This window comes from Synechococcus sp. H55.11 (assembly GCF_047462475.1).
Taxonomy (GTDB): domain Bacteria; phylum Cyanobacteriota; class Cyanobacteriia; order Thermostichales; family Thermostichaceae; genus Thermostichus.
Genome location: NZ_JANSJI010000286.1, coordinates 1 through 1,366, shown reverse-complemented (window position 1 = coordinate 1,366; position 1,366 = coordinate 1). Strand labels below are relative to the sequence as shown.

The 1,366-nt window shown below is 55.9% G+C and carries 2 protein-coding genes; one reads left to right on the top strand and one right to left on the bottom strand.

Annotated features, from left to right (window positions below; genetic code table 11):
- Window positions 1–263 (bottom strand): helix-turn-helix domain-containing protein (locus tag NW853_RS11380; RefSeq protein ID WP_414335066.1); only part of this gene is annotated, 263 nt, incomplete at its 3' end.
- A gap of 145 nt (window positions 264–408) precedes the next feature.
- Here NW853_RS11380 and NW853_RS11375 point away from each other — a divergent pair.
- Window positions 409–1,366, top strand: a 958-nt coding sequence (locus NW853_RS11375; protein ID WP_414349062.1) for a quaternary amine ABC transporter ATP-binding protein, incomplete at its 3' end; no start/stop codon positions are given.

The window sequence follows — 1,366 nt, the reverse complement described above, 5'->3', positions numbered from 1 at the left end:
GTCCCGCTAGCGCGAACGGGAACCAGGACCTTGGTATTGACCAAGTCTCGTTTTTGGGAGTAGAAGGTGGGCTGGTCTTTCAACTGGGGCAGGTGACAGACCGTTAAGGAGCAAGCATGAATGTCACAGCGATTTTGCTCCCACCAGCGGAAGCGTTCTGCCAAGCGATAGTTATACTGCCTACGCAGCGGCTCAAGCCAGCCGTCCATCCAGGCGACTTGCCTGGGAGTAGGACGCAAGCGGTACTGGTAAGCAGTTCTCATGATGGGAGTATTATACCTATTCACAACTGGGATGTTCCCGCCTCTCCCAAGCGGCTCTGACCCTACGGGTACAGAGCGGGGCTTCTCGGCGGATTAGCTAAAACTTTTCTAGAATGACCGTGTTTGTTAAAGAACATCATCCATCATGAGTGCTCGTGAGGCCCAAAATCGACCCAAGATCCCCAAAATCCGTATTGAACATCTGACCAAAGTCTACGGCTCCAATCCCCAAGCAGCCTTGGCCCAAGTGCGGCAGGGGCTGGATCGGGAAACTCTCTTTCGGCGTACCGGCCATGTTCTAGCCGTCAACGACGTCTCTCTGACCATTGATCAGGGGGAGCTGTTTGTCATCATGGGCCTCTCCGGCTCCGGCAAATCCACTTTGGTGCGCTGTCTGAATCGGCTGATCGAACCCACCAGTGGGAAAATCGAGGTGGATGGTGAGGATATTCTTCAGGTCGGCCCCGGTCGTTTGCGCCAGATCCGCCGCCAAACCATGGGCATGGTGTTTCAAAAGTTCGCCCTCTTTCCCCATCGCACCGTCTTGGAAAACGTGGAGTATGGGCTGAAAATTCAAGGGGTGGAGCCCCAAATCCGGCGGCAGCGAGGGCTGGAAATGCTGGAGATCGTGGGCCTCAGAGAATGGGCGGATCGTTATCCTGCCGATCTCAGCGGGGGCATGCAGCAACGGGTGGGCTTGGCGCGGGCACTGGCCACCGATCCCGATATTCTGCTCATGGACGAAGCCTTTGGCGCTTTGGATCCCTTGATTCGCCGTGAAATGCAGCAGGAGCTGCTGAGTTTACAAGAGCGCTTTCAAAAGACCATCGTCTTTATCACCCACGACATTCAAGAGGCCCTGAAAATCGGAGATCGGGTGGCGATCATGCGGGATGGGGCTTTGGTTCAGGTGGGATCCCCGGCAGAGCTTCTCACCCGACCGGCAGATCAGTACGTGGCCGATTTTGTCCAGGAGGTGAACCGGGCCCAGGTTTTGAAAACCGGAGCCATTACCCGCAAAACCCTATACCTCATTTTGGGCAGGGACTCTCTTTCGGCTGCGGCTGCCCAAATGCGCGAGCATGATCTCAGCACTCTGTATG